16 protein-coding genes are annotated in these 14,503 nt (G+C 67.3%); 4 read left to right on the forward strand and 12 right to left on the reverse strand.

The features are described 5' to 3' along the window. Positions 1 to 30: 30 nt before the first annotated feature. On the reverse strand, positions 31 to 1,041 hold the full coding sequence (locus tag ACIBH2_RS13535; protein ID WP_397117086.1) for an NADP-dependent oxidoreductase: 1,011 nt from the start codon (positions 1,039 to 1,041) through the stop codon (positions 31 to 33). Positions 1,042 to 1,160: 119 nt separating this feature from the next. Continuing rightward, entirely contained in the window at positions 1,161 to 2,192 is a 1,032-nt protein-coding gene (locus tag ACIBH2_RS13540) for an AraC family transcriptional regulator ligand-binding domain-containing protein (protein ID WP_397117088.1), read from the reverse strand. Positions 2,193 to 2,363: 171 nt separating this feature from the next. Here ACIBH2_RS13540 and lpdA point away from each other — a divergent pair, with 171 nt between their 5' ends. Beyond that, positions 2,364 to 3,767 (forward strand): dihydrolipoyl dehydrogenase, encoded by a 1,404-nt coding sequence (lpdA, locus tag ACIBH2_RS13545; RefSeq protein WP_397117090.1) that lies wholly within the window; start codon positions 2,364 to 2,366, stop codon positions 3,765 to 3,767. A gap of 67 nt (positions 3,768 to 3,834) precedes the next feature. Here the strand turns inward: lpdA and ACIBH2_RS13550 are convergent, their stop codons facing one another. Continuing rightward, positions 3,835 to 4,230 (reverse strand): winged helix-turn-helix transcriptional regulator, encoded by a 396-nt coding sequence (locus ACIBH2_RS13550; RefSeq protein WP_397117092.1) that lies wholly within the window; start codon positions 4,228 to 4,230, stop codon positions 3,835 to 3,837. Positions 4,231 to 4,343: 113 nt separating this feature from the next. Here ACIBH2_RS13550 and ACIBH2_RS13555 point away from each other — a divergent pair, with 113 nt between their 5' ends. After that, complete coding sequence (locus tag ACIBH2_RS13555) at positions 4,344 to 5,192, forward strand: SDR family oxidoreductase (protein WP_397117094.1); 849 nt, start codon at positions 4,344 to 4,346, stop codon at positions 5,190 to 5,192. A gap of 78 nt (positions 5,193 to 5,270) precedes the next feature. Here the strand turns inward: ACIBH2_RS13555 and ACIBH2_RS13560 are convergent, their stop codons facing one another. Both ACIBH2_RS13560 and ACIBH2_RS13565 read right to left on the reverse strand, forming a co-directional pair. Next, positions 5,271 to 5,678, reverse strand: a complete 408-nt coding sequence (locus ACIBH2_RS13560) for a nuclear transport factor 2 family protein (protein WP_397117096.1) — start codon at positions 5,676 to 5,678, stop codon at positions 5,271 to 5,273. 28 nt (positions 5,679 to 5,706) lie between these two features. Further along, entirely contained in the window at positions 5,707 to 6,084 is a 378-nt protein-coding gene (locus tag ACIBH2_RS13565) for a VOC family protein (RefSeq protein ID WP_397117098.1), read from the reverse strand. Positions 6,085 to 6,208: 124 nt separating this feature from the next. On the opposite strand from ACIBH2_RS13565, the gene ACIBH2_RS13570 reads away from it, so the two are divergent. Continuing rightward, the gene (locus ACIBH2_RS13570) at positions 6,209 to 7,015 is read left to right on the forward strand and encodes a TetR/AcrR family transcriptional regulator C-terminal domain-containing protein (protein WP_397117100.1); all 807 of its coding nucleotides are present in this window, start codon (positions 6,209 to 6,211) and stop codon (positions 7,013 to 7,015) included. A gap of 136 nt (positions 7,016 to 7,151) precedes the next feature. Next, positions 7,152 to 8,018, forward strand: coding sequence for an alpha/beta fold hydrolase (locus ACIBH2_RS13575; RefSeq protein ID WP_397117102.1), 867 nt, complete (start codon positions 7,152 to 7,154; stop codon positions 8,016 to 8,018). Between the two features lie 16 nt (positions 8,019 to 8,034). On the opposite strand, the gene ACIBH2_RS13580 is transcribed toward ACIBH2_RS13575, so the two are convergent. From ACIBH2_RS13580 to urtA, 7 genes are all read right to left on the reverse strand, one after another. Further along, complete coding sequence (locus ACIBH2_RS13580) at positions 8,035 to 8,574, reverse strand: carboxymuconolactone decarboxylase family protein (RefSeq protein WP_397117104.1); 540 nt, start codon at positions 8,572 to 8,574, stop codon at positions 8,035 to 8,037. A gap of 58 nt (positions 8,575 to 8,632) precedes the next feature. Continuing rightward, entirely contained in the window at positions 8,633 to 9,541 is a 909-nt protein-coding gene (locus ACIBH2_RS13585; protein WP_397117106.1) for a GntR family transcriptional regulator, read from the reverse strand. Positions 9,542 to 9,555: 14 nt separating this feature from the next. Beyond that, positions 9,556 to 10,248, reverse strand: a complete 693-nt coding sequence (gene urtE, locus ACIBH2_RS13590; protein ID WP_397117108.1) for an urea ABC transporter ATP-binding subunit UrtE — start codon at positions 10,246 to 10,248, stop codon at positions 9,556 to 9,558. Further along, entirely contained in the window at positions 10,248 to 11,081 is an 834-nt protein-coding gene (gene urtD / locus ACIBH2_RS13595; RefSeq protein ID WP_397117110.1) for an urea ABC transporter ATP-binding protein UrtD, read from the reverse strand. Before urtD ends, urtE begins: the two co-directional genes overlap by 1 nt. Further along, the gene (gene urtC, locus ACIBH2_RS13600; RefSeq protein WP_397117112.1) at positions 11,078 to 12,253 is read right to left on the reverse strand and encodes an urea ABC transporter permease subunit UrtC; all 1,176 of its coding nucleotides are present in this window, start codon (positions 12,251 to 12,253) and stop codon (positions 11,078 to 11,080) included. The genes urtD and urtC overlap by 4 nt, the downstream gene beginning before the upstream one ends. Then, positions 12,250 to 13,134 carry an urea ABC transporter permease subunit UrtB gene (gene urtB, locus ACIBH2_RS13605; protein WP_397117114.1) on the reverse strand — a complete coding sequence of 295 codons (885 nt, stop codon included), beginning with the start codon at positions 13,132 to 13,134 and terminating at the stop codon, positions 12,250 to 12,252. Before urtB ends, urtC begins: the two co-directional genes overlap by 4 nt. Positions 13,135 to 13,206: 72 nt before the next feature. Further along, positions 13,207 to 14,442 carry an urea ABC transporter substrate-binding protein gene (urtA, locus tag ACIBH2_RS13610; protein ID WP_397120721.1) on the reverse strand — a complete coding sequence of 412 codons (1,236 nt, stop codon included), beginning with the start codon at positions 14,440 to 14,442 and terminating at the stop codon, positions 13,207 to 13,209. Positions 14,443 to 14,503: the final 61 nt, after the last annotated feature.

The following is a 14,503-nucleotide window of genomic DNA, read 5'->3' on the forward strand; positions in this document are numbered from 1 at the left end:
CGGGGCACGAGGCCGGGAGCCGAGACTCCCTCAGAGGCGGACCAGCATCTTGCCGGTATTGGCACCCGACAGCACCCCGAGGAATGCGGCCGGTGCCTGATCGAGCCCCTCGTAGACGGTCTCGCGAGTGCGCAGCGTCCCGTCCGCCAACCAGGCCGCGGCCTTGGCGATGTACTCGCCGAAGATCGGGAAGTAGCTGTTCACCAGCATGCCGCGCAGGGTCACCTCGTTGGTGGCGGCGCGGTACAGGTCCGGACCCGCCTCGCCGGTCGCGCCGTTGTACCCACTGATGGCACCCACCAGGGCGATCCGCCCGGAGGGCCGAATGGCGTCCACCGCGACGCGGAGGTGCTCGCCGCCCACGCTGTCGAGGTAGACGTCGATACCGTCCGGAGCCGCCGCCGCGAGCTGTCCGGCCAGATCCCCGGCCCGGTAGTCGATGGCCGCGTCGAAGCCGAACTCCTCCAGCAGCAGTTGGGTTTTCGCGGGCCCGCCTGCGGAGCCGATCACCCGGCTCGCGCCGAGCGCCTTGGCGATCTGCCCGGCGACGCTGCCCACCGCACCGGCGGCGGCCGAGATGAACACCGTGTCCCCGGGGCGGACGGGAGCCACGTCGGTGAGCGCCGCGTAGGCGGTGAGTCCCGTGGTGCCGAGTGCGCCGAGGTAGTGGTGTGGCGCGGCGAGTTCGGGGTCGATCGGGGTGACCGCCTCGGCGTCCAACACCACGTGCTCGCGCCATCCCGCGAAGTGGCTGACACTGGTTCCGACGGCGATTCCGCTTGCGCGAGAAGCGATCACCTCGCCGACCGCCGAGCCCTCCAGGGCCTCGCCGACCTGGAACGGCGGGATGTAGGACGGCCGATCGTCCATCCGACCGCGCATGTAGGGATCCACCGACATCCAGGTGTTGCGAACCAGCACCTGCCCCTCGGCGAGCTCCGGCAGCTCCCGCTCGACCAGGGCGAAATTCGCGCCGGTGGGCGCGCCCTCCGGGCGGCTGGCGAGCACGATCTCACGGGTGGTGGTGGGCTGAACAGTCATGGCGCACAATCCTTTTCCTCTGATTGCGGAATCTCTCGATCCGATGCCACCGACACTATTGCGGCGGGAACCCCCTTCCCAGGTCCGCGGCCGCCACCACCCGGTCCGAACGCGACACGTCAGCCGACGGCCAGATCCGCCCGCACCTGTGACGCCGACGTCCCACTCCAGCGCCGCATGGCCTTGCGCAGCGCGCGATCGTCGGTGAAGCCGAGCCGCGTGGCGATGGCCGCGGTGGTGAGGCGGTTCTCGGCGAGCAGTGCGCGCGCCTGCTCGTAGCGCGCCAGATCGAACTCCTGTCGCCACGTCGTGCCGTGTTCGGCGAGGTGACGTTGCAGGGTGCGCGGGCTCATTGCCAGGCGGCGCGCCACCGTCCCGAGCGCCGGATCGCCCTGGGTGATGCTGGCGGACAAGGCGATTCGGAAAGCCTCCAGCGGCCCGGGAATGGGCCGGGCGGAGGCCAGGACCAGATCGGCGTGGCTGCGCAGCAGGTCACCCAGCATGGGGTCGGCGCGGGGGAGCGGCGCGGCGGCATCGGCGGCGGCGAAGGTGATGCTGTCGGCGGGAGCGTCGAATTCGATGCTGTTGGTGCCGAACGCGTCGACGAGCACCGAGTGATCACGGGGCGCCGCATGCGCGAAGGTGATACGCGTCGGCACGACGTGCCGCCCGGTCGCTTCACGAGCTCGCCGCAGATAGTAGGCGAGCACGTACTCGTTGATCACCGCCACCGCCGCCGGATCGCCCGCGGTGGTGCGGAATCCGACGGTCAGATCATGGTCGTGGGTGAGGTCGAACCCCTCCTTGGCCGCGGTCACCAACCGGTGATACGGCTGCGCCGACAGCAGCGAATCGGCCAGCGTCGGTCCGGTTGTCACGAGATAGTCCCAGGTGGTGAGCGTTCCGAGCGTCGCCGCCCGCGCGACCGCGAGGCCCGCCCCGGTTCCCTGCTCCGCCAACATCTCCCACAGTCGCACCAGCGACGCCAGCGGAATCCGATTCAGTTCCCCCGCCAACACGGCGTCGTCGGTGCCATGCACCGCCGCCACCCGCGTCGGCGCGACCCCCACCCGCAGCGCGGTATCCCGAACCAACCGAATCAGCTGACTGGACGTCGTCCCATCGATCGAACCGAGAACCCCAGACGCCACCCGCCCACCCTACGGTCACCGCGAGATCAGGGGGAAGTGGTGGCGCGGGCTGCTCGCGCGATGCCGCCACCATTTCCCCCTGACCGAGCGGTCCGCATGATGTGTGCGAGATCTCACCTCAGAGGGGGATCGGCTGCGTGCGGTTCCGCTCGCGGGGTTAGGCTCGAAGCCGTGACTTCCCACTACGATGTCGTCGTTCTCGGCGCGGGCCCCGGCGGATACGTCGCCGCGATTCGTGCCGCTCAACTCGGCCTGCGAACAGCGATCGTCGAGCAGAAATACTGGGGTGGCGTGTGCCTGAACGTGGGCTGCATCCCGTCCAAGGCGCTGCTGCGTAACGCGGAGCTTGCTCATATCTTCACCAAGGAGGCCAAGACCTTCGGCATCAGCGGGGAGGCGAAGTTCGATTTCGGCGCCGCCTTCGATCGCAGCCGCAAGGTGGCGGACGGCCGCGTCAAGGGCGTCCACTTCCTGATGAAGAAGAACAAGATCGACGAGTTCGACGGTCTGGGTTCGTTCACCGGCCCCAACTCCCTCGAGGTCGCGCTCACCAAGGGCGGCACGGAGACCATCACGTTCGACAACGTGATCATCGCGACCGGCACCGAGACCAAGCTGCTGCCGGGCACCTCGCTCTCCGCGAATGTGGTCACCTACGAGGAGCAGATCCTCACCCGCGACCTGCCGGGCTCGATTCTGATCGTCGGTGCGGGCGCGATCGGCATGGAGTTCGCCTACGTCCTGAAGAACTACGGCGTCGACGTGCGCATCGTGGAGTTCCTGGACCGCGCCCTGCCGAACGAGGACGCCGATGTCTCCAAGGAGATCACCAAGGCGTACAAGAAGCTCGGCGTCACCATCACCACCGGTGCGTCGGTGCAGTCCATCGAGGACGACGGCTCCAAGGTGACCGTCTCCATCAAGGACAACAAGTCGGGCAATGTCGAGGTCGTGACCGTCGACAAGGTCCTGCAGGCCGTCGGTTTCGCGCCGCGGGTGAAGGGCTACGGCCTGGAGAACACCGGCGTGCAGCTGACCGATCGCGGCGCCATCGCCATCGACGACCACATGCGCACCAATGTGCCGCACATCTACGCCATCGGTGACGTCACCGCCAAGCTGCAGCTCGCGCACGTCGCCGAGGCGCAGGGCGTGGTGGCCGCCGAGACCATCGGCGGCGCCGAGACCCAGACTCTGGGCGACTACCGCATGATGCCGCGCGCCACCTTCTGCCAGCCGCAGGTCGCCAGCTTCGGCCTCACCGAGCAGCAGGCCAAGGACGAGGGCTACGACGTCAAGGTCGCCACCTTCCCCTTCACCGCCAACGGCAAGGCGCATGGCCTCGGCGACCCGACCGGTTTCGTGAAGCTCATCGCCGACGCCAAGTACGGCGAACTGCTCGGCGGCCACCTCATCGGCCCCGATGTCTCCGAGCTGCTGCCCGAGCTGACCCTGGCCCAGAAGTGGGATCTCACGGTCAACGAGCTGGCCCGCAATGTGCACACCCACCCGACGCTGAGCGAGGCGCTCCAGGAGGCCATCCACGGCCTCGCGGGGCACATGATCAACTTCTGATCGTCGATCGGGATACGGCCCGGCGGCAGGCGAATTCGCTTGCCGCCGGGCCGTTTTCGTTATCGGCTCAGTCCCGGCGGTAGGCGTCCTGGGCGGCCACGATGGTGTCGATATTCGATTCGAGAATCTGGATGAGGCCGACGAGCTGGTCGGCCACCCGGGTGCCGAGGTCGGTGAGGGTGTACTCGACGTGCGGGGGGATGGAGTGCTGCACCTCGCGGTGGATCATGCCGTCGCGTTCCAGCGCTTGCAGCGTCTGGGAGAGCATGCGCTCGCTGATGCCGTCGACGCGGCGGCGCAGGGCGGAGAACCGGTAGGGGCCCTCGCGCAGTGCGGCCAGGGCGAGCACACCCCAGCGGCTGGCCACATTCTGCAGCACCGGGCGCGAGGCGCAGTCGCGGGCGAAGACGTCGGCTTCCAGCGTGGGGTCGGTCTCCGGCGAATCCTTGTGCCGCGTGCTCATGGTGTCGAGATTACTCATCCTTCCGCCTGCTCTCGTATTGCGGGAATAGCTTGTACTTACTATTAGTTAGTACAGATCGAAAGGGCAGTTCATTCCCGAACCTGGAGGTAGTCATGACCGTTGCGGTCACCGGAGCCAGTGGTCAGCTGGGTCGTCTCGTCGTCGAGGCGCTGTTGCGCAAGGGGGAGCCGGTCGTCGCCATCGTGCGCGATCCGGCCAAGGTCGCCGATCTCGCCGAGCGCGGGGCCGAGGTCCGCCAAGCGTCCTACGACGACGCGGCCGCACTGGACCGTGCGCTGGCGGGCGTGAACCGGGTGCTGCTGGTCTCGGGCAACGAGTTCGGCAAGCGAGTCGAACAGCACACCACCGTGATTCGCGCGGCCGAGCGCGCCGGGGTGGAGTTGCTGGCCTACACCAGCATTCCGAACGCGGAGCGCAACGAACTGATTCTGGCGCAGGAGCATCGTGGCACCGAGGCCGTCCTCGCCGAGGCGACGGTGCCTCATGTGCTGCTGCGCAATGGCTGGTACTGGGAGAACTACACCGGCGGCTTGGCGCACGCCGTGGAATCCGGTGTGCTGTACGGCGCGGCGGGCGAGGGCCGGGTGGCGGCCGCGGCCCGGGCCGATTACGCCGAGGCGGCGGCGCAGGTGCTCACCACCGACGGCCACGCCGGGCGGGTGTACGAACTGGGCGGCGACGAGCGCCTCACCTATGCCGAACTGGCGCAGGTGATCTCCGAGGCCGCCGGTAAGCCGGTGCGCTACCAGAACCTCGGCGAGGCCGAGTACGCCGCCGTCCTCGAAAAGGCCGGTCTCCCCGCCGGTTACGCCCAGACGCTGGCCGACGCCGACGCCGGAATCGCCACCGGCATTCTGGATGTGGACAGCGGCGACCTGCAGAAGCTTCTCGGTCGCGCCTCGACACCGGCGGTGCAGGTGTTCCGCGCCGCGCTGAGCTGAGGCGCGGGTCGGGCGGCCGCGGAATCGAGTCGAATATCGCGGGGCGGCAGGGGTTTTCGCCCTGCCGCCCCGGTCGTCTCATTCGGCCCAGCCGCCCTGCACCATCGTCTGGAACTTCCAGTCGCCGTCGCACTTCACCAGCAGATCGCCGTAGCGCACCCGCTGACTGAAGTCGCCGACGGCGATGGTGGCGTCGGTGATCACGAAGACCAGATTCTCGTTCACGAAATGCGGTGTGCGAGTGGAGGTCATCTCGATATCGCCGTCGCCGCCGAGCTGTTCGGTGAGCTGGGCGACGTACTGCTCGCGGGTGCAGGACTCCGCGCGCCCATCGGTGACCTCGTTGAGCGGGTACATCGCCGTATCCGCCATGGCCTCGATATCCCGGTTCTTCGCGTACGCGTCGTACCGGGCGAACCATTCCAGCACGCTGTCGATATCGGCCGGGCTGGGAGTGAAGTCGCTGGCCTGGGGCATGGTTGTCATGGTCTCTCCTTCGTCGAAGCGATTGCTGTCAGACCCACTGCACGAGTTGGACGACGACGCCGTTGGGGTCGAGGGCCTGGAAGTAGCGCTCGCCCCACTCCTCGGTCTCGATCGGCGTCACGATCTCCACGCCCTCGCCGCGCACCCGCTCGTACTCGGCGTCGATGTCCTCGACGACGAAGACCACGAGCAGACCCTGGCCCGCGCTACCGGCAATGCGCTCCGGTTTGAAGGTGCCCAGGCCGGTGCGCAGATAGATGATGTTGAACCCCGCGTCGGGACGAGACAGCGAGACGAAGCCCTCGGCGGCCATCTCCTCGGCGAAGCCGAAGTGGTCGATGAGGAACCGCGCCGACGCCCGCGGGTCGGGCACGTTCAGGGAAATGGCGGAAGCGGTGATTTTCATGGGCCCTCCTCGGCGTGCCACTTAATTCTATACTTAGTACGCTGTACTTTGTACGGAAATTCCCGAGGCCGCGCATCATGACGCGCGTCACACCGATACGATCGGGGCGGAGGAGAGGTGCGAGTTGAGCGAACGTGCAGGTCGTAGCGAGAAAAAGCGGGCCGGAAGCGAGCGGTCCAGTGCTGGGGATCCCGCCCGCACCCTGGAGCTGCTCTGGCGCGAGCCCGGACAGGGCGGCTCGGTACGCGGCCCCAAACAGCGCACCACGGTGGACGCCGTGGTGGCCGCGGCGATCGAGATCGCCGATACCGAGGGGCTGAGCGCGCTCACCATGCGCTCGGTCGCGGCGAAGCTGGGCCTCACGCCCATGGCCACCTACACCTATGTGCCGGGCAAGGCGGAGCTGCTCGACCTGATGCTGGATACCGTGTACCAGCGGATGCCGCGTACCGATCTGACCGGAATGCCTTGGCGCGACAGGGTTTGCGCCATCGCGGCCGAGAATCGCGAGATGTTCGACCGCCACCCCTGGGTGGCCTACCTGCCGACCACCCGCCCGCCGCTGGGCCCCGGCGTGGCCGTCAAGTACGAACACGAATTGAGCGCCTTCGACGGCCTCGGCCTCACCGACCTCGAAATGGACTCGGCCCTCACCTATGTGCTGGGTTTCGTGAACTCGGTGGCGCGCATAGCGATCGACACCCAGCGCGCCGCCGCGGACAGCGGTATGAGCGACCACGAATGGTGGGAGCGCGCGGCGCCGGTGCTGGCTCGGGTCTTCGACGAAGCACGCTTCCCGCTCGGCGCGCGGGTCGGCGCGGCCGCCGGACAGGCCCACGACAGCGCCTACAGCGCCGAACACGCCTACCGCTTCGGCCTCGCCCGGGTATTGGACGGACTCGAGAGCCTCATCGAGAAATCCTCGCGCTGAAACCGTCAGCATGGTCCCGCACGCGCGCCCCGCGTGTACCGGAAAACCGCGAACCGTCTGACTTCTCACATCCCCTTGCCCGCCTCGGAGCCGGTGCGGTGCAATACATTCGCCAGAGACAGCGGTTGGAGGGGTCTTGCGGACCGAACTCGAAAATTGGCTGGCAGCGGGAAAGTTCTTCCCGTGCTCCGGATATCGCGTGTTCTACCGGCGGGCCGGTAACGGACCGCCGCTGTTGCTCGTGCACGGCTATCCGTTCAATTCCTTCGACTGGCACCGGATCTGGTTCCGGGCCACCGCGCGCTACGACGTGATCGCGCCGGACATGCTCGGAATGGGATTCTCCGACAAGCCCATTCGACATCACTACAGCGTGCTCGAGCACGCCGATATGCACGATGCGCTGCTGCGCGCCCAAGGCGTGGACGAGGTGCTGGTACTGGCGCACGATCTGGGCGTCAGTGTCGTGCAGGAGATGCTGGCGCGGCGCATGACCGACACCACGCTGCCGCGAATTCGCGCGGTGGTCTTCCTCAATGGCGGTCTGTTCCCCGAGGTCTACCGGCCGCGCGTGGTGCAGCGAATCCTGTCCTCGCCCTTCGGCAATGTGCTCGGACCACTGCTGCCGCCGCCGCTGCTACGGGCCGCCGTGCGCGAGGTCTTCGGACCGGATACCAAACCGTCCGAGGCCGAGATGCGGGATTTCCAGGACATCATCGAGTATCGCCACGGGCGCTGGGTCAATCACAAGGTCGGCCGCTTCACCGTCGAGCGCGAACAGTATCGCGACCGCTGGGTGGAGCCGCTCGCCAAAGCCGTGGTGCCGATGCGCATGATCAATGGGCCGCTGGACCCGAATTCGGGCGCGCAGATGGCGGCGCGCTATCGCGAGATAGTTCCCGATGCCGATGTGGTCACCCTCGACCGCATCGGCCACTGGCCGCAACTGGAGTCCCCGGACGCGACTTTCGAAGCGGCGGACGCCTTTTTGAGCCGGTACTGAACTCCGGGTATCGACTTCAGTGGTCGGGCTGGATGCGCAGTGCCGTGATGGTGCTGGCCAGCCCCTCGTATTGATTGACCAGCAGCACGATTTCGATGAGCTCGGCCTCGGAGTAGTGCGCCGCCAACGCGTTCCAGGCGGCATTGTCGAGATCGCGGGTGGTGACCAGTTGGTCGACCGCGATGAGCAGCGCGCGCTGCTTCGGCGTCCAGCCGTCGGCCGTGGGGCCTTCGCGCAGCCGGTCCAGGATCTCCGGGGTGATGCCCGCGCGCTTGCCGAGCCGGATGTGGTGGTCGGTCTCGTACTCGCAGGCGCGCAGATGGGCTACCCGGAGGATGACCAGCTCGGTCTCGAAGCGGGGCAACTTGCCGCCGGGCATGAGCCGACCCGAGTAGTGCAGCCAGCCGCGAAACAGGCCCTTGGTCCGCCCCAGGGTGCTGAACAGATGGGCGTCGTCGGTGCCCGCCGCGCGTGAGAGCACCTGCCAGACAAGCCAATTGACGGGCCCCAACTCCTTGAAACGACCAGGGGCGATACGCGGCTCACTCGACACCATGCCTCACGCTAACAAACTGTCCCAGCCACGGCGTACCACTCGGTAACAACCCGTGCGGTCAGTCGCGCAGGGCCCGGGCGAGTTTGGTCAGGCGCAGCGCGTGTTCCGCCCGTGCCAGCACATGGTCGCGCGACATGGTGATGTGTGCGACCAGACTGCGCAGCGCATGGTCCAGATCGCCCGCGAGCAGCTGCTCCGCGATCGCGATGTGGTCGGCGGTCATGGCGGCTATGCGCTCGGGCGTCGGCATATCGAGGGCGCGGATCGGACGCACGCGGGCGTGCACGGTGCCCAGGGCGTCGGCGAGGGCCGCGTTCCCGGAGGCCGCGAGAACGCGGAGGTGGAAGCGCTCGTCCGCGGCGATGAGTTCGGCCCCCGCCGCGGGTGGGTGGGACCGCAGATGTCGCCAGATATCCAATTCGACATCGAGTATCGCCGCATCGTGCCGCCGGGGCAGCGGGGCGGGTTCTCGGACCGCCAAGGTCGGAGGTGGCGGTGCAGGCTCTCGGACCGCGAAGGACGGGGGTGGCGCGGCCGGTTTCCCGGCCGAGAAGGTCGGAGGTGGCGCTGCGGGTTCCGGGGCTGCGCAGGACGGAGACGGCGCGGCCGGTGCGGATGGTCCGCCAGTGCCTCCTCCCTCGACCGAGACACCCTGCTCGTCCGCGGGTTCGAGCCGTCGAGCGCGGTGAATGCCCTGCGATTCCAACAGGATTCGGAGTTCGAAGAGGTCGGCGAGTTCGTCCAGGCGCGGCCGGTACGGGTACAGCCCGCCCGGATGTCGCTCGACCAGTCCATCGGCGAGCAGGCGGGCGAGGGCCTCGCGGACCGGGGTGCGGGAGACGCCGTAGATCTCCGCGAGGCGCTCCTCGCCGAGTCGTTCGGTCGGTACCAGCACCCCGGCCGCCAGGTCGCGTTGCAGCGCCCGATACACCCGTTCGGACAACGGTATGCGCCCCCTGCGCGCCATATCGCTCGGTCCGATCAGATGGCCATGGCCGTGCGGACGGCGGATTCGGCCCCCGCGCCACCCGCCCCGGAGGAGGTGACCCGGCCCGAGGCGAGCACGTAGTACTGCTGTGCGGCCTGCAGGGCGAATCCGATGTGCTGTTCCACCAGCAGCACACTCAATCCACCGCGCAGGGTGAGATCGATGATGGTGCGCTCGATCTCGGCGACCACCGACGGCTGGATGCCCTCGGTGGGTTCGTCGAGGATGAGCAGCTTGGGCTCGGTGATCAGCGCGCGGGCGATGGCGAGCTGTTGGCGCTGGCCGCCCGAGAGCAGACCGGCCTTGCGGGACAGCAGCTCTCGCAGGGCCGGGAACAGATCCAGCGCTTCGGCGACGAGCTCCTTGCCGCGCTTGCGCCCATCGGCCACCACCTGGAGGTTCTCCATGGTGGTCAGCTGCCCGAAGGACTGCTGTCCCTGCGGCACATAGGCGAGTCCGTGCCGCACCCGCGCGGACGGGGCCATCTTGGTGATGTCCTTGCCGTCGAAGGTGATTCGCCCCGATTTGGTCGGCAGCAGCCCTACCGCCGCGCGCAGCAGCGAGGTCTTCCCGGCTCCGTTGTGGCCCATGACGGCGACCACGCCATCGTCGGGAACCGTCAGCGAGACACCGTGAATCACCTCGGTGCGGCCGTAACCGGTACGAATATCGGCGATTTCCAACATCAGCGCGCCTCCTCGAGATCGATCGAACCCTCGGTGTCGGCCACGGGCGGCAGCTCACCCGCCGCGGCGGTGCCGAGGTACACCTCCTGCACCTTCGGATCGGCCTGTACCTGTTCGACGGTGCCCTCGCTGAGCACCCGGCCTCCGGCGAGCACCGTCACCGAGCTGGCGAAGGCGCGCATGAAGTCCATATCGTGTTCGACCACGATCACCACACGCTCACCGCCGATGCGGCGCAACAGGTTTCCGGTCTCCTCCCGCTCCTCCGTGCTCATGCCCGCGACGGGTTCGTCGAGCAGCAGCACCGAGGCGTTCTGCACCAGGAGCATGCCGATCTCGAGCCACTGCTTCTGTCCGTGCGCGAGAATTCCGGCGGGCTTGTCCCGCAGCGCGGTCAAACCCGTTGTCTCCAGAGCTTCTTCGATGGCGGGCAGCACCGATGCGCGCTTGCGCAGCAGGGTCAGCGCGGAACGCCCCGCCCCGGCCGCGATATCGAGGTTCTGCAACACGGTGAGCTGCTCGAACACACTCGCCGTCTGGAAGGTGCGGCCCACGCCGAGCCGGGCGATCCGATGCACCTTGCGGCCGATCAGCTCGACGCCCGACTTCCGCGCCGAGCCGGTCGCGGGGACCAGCCCGGTGATGGCGTCGATGAGCGTCGTCTTGCCCGCGCCATTGGGTCCGATGAGGAAGCGCAGATCACCCTGTAGGACGGTGAGATCCACCTCCGAGACCGCTTTGAAGCCATCGAAACTGACCGACAGTCCCCGGATTTCGAGGTACTCGCTGTCCATTCCGGCATTGCCGCCGAATTTGGGTTCGGGAGTGGTCATCGCGCCCGCACCTTCGCTTCCTCCGTCGTGGTTCGATCGACCGGCGCGCCGGTGGACAGCACCGACGCGGTGATCGCCGCGGATCCCGTCAGGGCGGGATCGCGCGTCGGTCGCCAGCGCTGCGCCCACTGCCGAGCCAGCGGCCCGAATCCGGCGAGCCCGGCGGGCAGGAAGCCGACCACCACGATGAACAGCACACCCTGGAGATAGGTCCACCCGGACGGGAACTGTTCGGAAAAGGTGGTCTGCGCCCACGCCACCCCGATGGCGCCCAGCACCGGACCCAACAGCGTTGTGCGACCGCCGATCGCGACGCCGATGAGGAAGGCGATGGAGGGCACCACTCCGATATCGGCGGGCGAGATGATGCCCACGATCGGCGTGAACAGCGCACCCGCGATACCCGCGAAGAACGCCGCCACCACATAGGCGACGATCTTGATATTGGCCGGGTCGTAGCCCAGGAAGCGCACCCGCTCCTCCTGATCCCGCACGGCCACCAGCAATTCGCCGTAGCGGCTGTGCATGAGCTGGCGCGCGATGGCCACCACCGCCAGCAGCGCGCCCGCCGCGATGAAGAACAGCATGCGCCGGTTCACCGGATCGTCGAGTCGGAAGCCGAAGAAGGACCGGAAGTCGCTGAGCCCGGTGAAGCCGCCGATGGTCTGCTGCCCGGTGAGCAGAATGGCCAGCGCGGCCGCCAGCGCCTGACTCAGAATGGCGAAGTACGCGCCCTTGACCCGGCGCTTGAACACCCCGAAACCGAGGGCCGCGGCGAGCAGTGCGGGCACCACCAGAATGCCGAGTACCGCCACCGGAGCCGAGGCGAAAGGCTGCCAGTACGAAGGCAATTCGGGGATACCGGCGATGACCATGAACTCCGGCACGTCCTCGCCCAGGCGCGCGGCATCGGCCATCTGCATGTGCATGGCCATGATGTACGCGCCGAGACCGAAGAACACGCCCTGCCCGAGGGTGAGCATGCCGCCGCGCCCCCAGGCCAGGCCGATGCCGACCGCCACGATGGCGAAGCACAGGAACTTCGCCAGCAGGCTCAATCGAAAGTCGCTGAGCGCCACCGGGGCGACGCCGAAGAGCAGGACGGCCGCGACGGCGAACCCCGCCAGGGCCTTGACCGAGGAATTCGCGCTGAGACGCTGGACTGTACTCATGCCAGGCTCCTGGTGCGGACGGTGAACAGCCCCTGCGGGCGCACCTGTAGGAACACCACGATGACCACGAAGACAATGACTTTCGCGACCGAGGCGGTGGTGGAGTATTCGATGAACGAATTGAGCAGGCCCATGCCGAAGGCGGCGATGACCGTGCCCTTGATCTGCCCGAGCCCGCCGATGACCACCACCAGGAACGCGTCCACCAGATAGCTCTGCCCGATGGTGGGGCTGGTCGAGCCGATCAGGGTGAGCGCGACACCGGCGACGGCGGCCAGGCCGGACCCGATGAAGAAGGTGCCGATATCGGTGAAACGGCTGGAGATGCCGGAGGTTTCGGCGAGGCTGCGGTTCTGCACCACGGCTCGAATGCGCCGACCCATGGGCGTCGCCTTCAACGCGATGGCCAGCGCCACGACCGCGCTCACCGCCAGCACCAGAATGAAGATGCGCGTCTTGGGCACCACCGTTCCGGCGATGGTGAGACCGCCGGTCAGCCACTCCGGGATATCGACGTTCTTGGCCTGCGCGCCGAAGATATTGCGGGCCGCCTGCTGTAGCACCAGGCCGACACCGAAGGTGACCAACAGGGTGTCGAGCGGCCGGTCGTACATCCATCGGATGAGACCCATTTCCAGGGCCGCGCCGAGCAGGCCGCCGACCAGGAATCCGACGAACAGGGAGACGATCAACGCCACACCCGTCGACGAAACAATCTGCTGCACCACGAAAGTCGTGTAGCAACCGGCCATGATGAATTCGCCGTGCGCCATATTGACCACACCCATCTGACCGAAGGTCAGCGACAGGCCCAGCGCGGCGAGTAGCAGAATCGAGCCGAGGCTCAATCCCGTAAAAAGCTGTGCGACAGCTGCATCCATTGTGTTACCTCGTTTCGCCGTTACGGCCGAGCGCGGAAACCGCGCTCGGCCGCCCCTCAGCGCAGCTGTCGGTTATTTGAGGCCCGCGGCCCAGTCGTAGGACTTCAGGTACGGGTCCGGGGAGACGGGCTTGCCGGAATCCCAGACCGTGTAGATGAGGCCGTCGGCGCGGATCTCACCGATCCGGGCGGTCTTGGTGATGTGGTGGTTGGAGCCGTCGATGGTGACGGTGCCCTCCGGGGCGTCGAAGCTGACGCCGTCGGCCGCAGCCTGAATATCGGCCACCGCGAAGGATTTCGCCTTCTCGACCGTGTTCTTCCACAGGTAGACCGAGGTGTAGGCGGCCTCCATCGGATCCGAGGTGGGCTTGCTCGCGCCGAACGCGGCCTTGTACGCCTCGACGAAGGACTTGTTCGCGGGCGAATCGACGGTCTGGTAGTAGTTCCAGGCCGTCAGCTGGCCGAGAATGTTCTGCACGCCGATACCCGCGACCTCCTCCTCGGCGATCGAGACCGAGACCACCGGCATGGTCGCCACATTCAGCCCCGCGTTCGCGTACTCGCGGAAGAAGGCGACATTGGAGTCACCGTTGAGGGTGTTGAACACCGCGCCCGCCTTGGCATTGCGGACCTTGTTGACGATGGTGGAGAAGTCGGTGGAGCCCAGCGGCGCGTAGTCCTCGCCCTTGATCTCCATGCCGTTGGCGCTGGCCCACGCCTTGATCTCGCGATTGGCGGTCTGCGGGAAGACGTAGTCGCTGCCCACCAGGTAGAGGGAGGTGATGCCCTTCTGCTTCAGGTAGTCCAGGGCGGGAATGATCTGCTGGTTGGTGGTCGCGCCCGTGTAGAAGATGTTCTTGCTGTCCTCCAGGCCCTCGTACTGCACGGGGTAGTACAGCAGCGAATTCAGCGATTCGAACTTCGGCTTCATGGCCTTGCGGCTCGACGAGGTCCAGCCGCCGAAAACCGCTGCCACACAGTCGGAGCTGATCAGCTTCTCCGCCTTCTCGGCGAAGGTCTTCGGGTCGGACGCGCCGTCCTCGAGGACCAGTTCGATCTTCTTGCCCAGCACGCCGCCCGCGGCGTTGATCTGGTCCACCGCCAGCTTGGTGGAGTTGGCGACGGTGACCTCGCTGATGGCCATGGTGCCGGTCATCGAGTGCAGGGACCCGATCTTGATGGTGTCCTTGCTGGTGTCCACGCAGGACACGGCATTGGCACCCGAGGCCGAATCGCTGTCCCGCGAACCACATCCGGTCAGCAGCAGCGCGGACAGCGCCACCACGGTCGGTAGGGTGATCGCCTGCATCAGGCGGCGGGAGACGATTCGGCTCGGATCTCGAGAATCTTGCATGGGGCGGATCCTTCTC

Source organism: Nocardia sp. NPDC050406 (genome assembly GCF_044459025.1).
In the GTDB taxonomy this organism is placed as follows: domain Bacteria; phylum Actinomycetota; class Actinomycetes; order Mycobacteriales; family Mycobacteriaceae; genus Nocardia.

Bases quoted from the DNA above. Each gene is read 5' to 3' on its own strand.
- ACIBH2_RS13580 (WP_397117104.1), bottom strand. From the start codon at position 8,574: ATGGTGTCGAGTGAGCCGCGTATCGCCCCTGGTCGTTTCAAGGAGTTG.
- ACIBH2_RS13560 (WP_397117096.1), bottom strand. From the start codon at position 5,678: ATGACAACCATGCCCCAGGCCAGCGACTTCACTCCCAGCCCGGCCGAT.
- ACIBH2_RS13535 (WP_397117086.1), bottom strand. From the start codon at position 1,041: ATGACTGTTCAGCCCACCACCACCCGTGAGATCGTGCTCGCCAGCCGC.
- urtB (WP_397117114.1), bottom strand. From the start codon at position 13,134: ATGGATGCAGCTGTCGCACAGCTTTTTACGGGATTGAGCCTCGGCTCG.
- ACIBH2_RS13585 (WP_397117106.1), bottom strand. From the start codon at position 9,541: ATGGCGCGCAGGGGGCGCATACCGTTGTCCGAACGGGTGTATCGGGCG.
- urtD (WP_397117110.1), bottom strand. From the start codon at position 11,081: ATGACCACTCCCGAACCCAAATTCGGCGGCAATGCCGGAATGGACAGC.
- ACIBH2_RS13565 (WP_397117098.1), bottom strand. From the start codon at position 6,084: ATGAAAATCACCGCTTCCGCCATTTCCCTGAACGTGCCCGACCCGCGG.
- urtC (WP_397117112.1), bottom strand. From the start codon at position 12,253: ATGAGTACAGTCCAGCGTCTCAGCGCGAATTCCTCGGTCAAGGCCCTG.
- ACIBH2_RS13555 (WP_397117094.1), top strand. From the start codon at position 4,344: ATGACCGTTGCGGTCACCGGAGCCAGTGGTCAGCTGGGTCGTCTCGTC.
- urtA (WP_397120721.1), bottom strand. From the start codon at position 14,442: ATGCAGGCGATCACCCTACCGACCGTGGTGGCGCTGTCCGCGCTGCTG.
- urtE (WP_397117108.1), bottom strand. From the start codon at position 10,248: ATGTTGGAAATCGCCGATATTCGTACCGGTTACGGCCGCACCGAGGTG.
- ACIBH2_RS13550 (WP_397117092.1), bottom strand. From the start codon at position 4,230: ATGAGCACGCGGCACAAGGATTCGCCGGAGACCGACCCCACGCTGGAA.